Raw genomic sequence first — 528 nt, forward strand, 5'->3', positions numbered from 1 at the left:
GAACAGGTCAGTCGCCAAGCCCGAGCGCTGCGCGGCAGCCCGCGCTTCGCGCAGGCCCATCGCGACGCCGAACTGGGCTTCCCGGCCGGTGCCAACCAGTTCTCCTGCGCCATCGACGTGGACGTGGATGCAGTGAAGACCCCGGCGTTGTACCGCCTGCTCGAGCGCAGCCGGATCGATGCCAGTGCCGCCACCCGCACGGCCAAGAAGCACTACCAGCGCGCGCGTCCGTTCATGGTCAACAACGAGCCGACCTGCTCGCCGGAAGACGAGAAGGACCTGCGCGGCAATGGCTCCTATCCGTCCGGCCACACGTCGATCGGCTGGACCTGGGCGCTGATACTGTCCGAGATCGTCCCCGATCGCGCCGACGCCATCCAGGCGCGCGGCCGCAACTACGGCGAGAGCCGCCTGGTGTGCAACGTGCACTGGCAGAGCGACATCCTGGAAGGTCGCTTCATGGGCGCCGCCGCGGTGGCACGACTGCACGACAACGCCGCGTTCAACAAGGACCTGCTGGCCGCGCGC

Annotated in this window: 1 protein-coding gene; it reads left to right on the forward strand. The window is 68.8% G+C overall.

What is annotated here, in order from left to right; genetic code table 11:
- A partial coding sequence (locus ACXJKJ_RS32080; RefSeq protein ID WP_457395786.1) for an acid phosphatase occupies positions 1 to 528 on the forward strand: 528 nt, incomplete at both ends.

Source organism: Roseateles sp. P5_E1, from assembly GCF_054049335.1.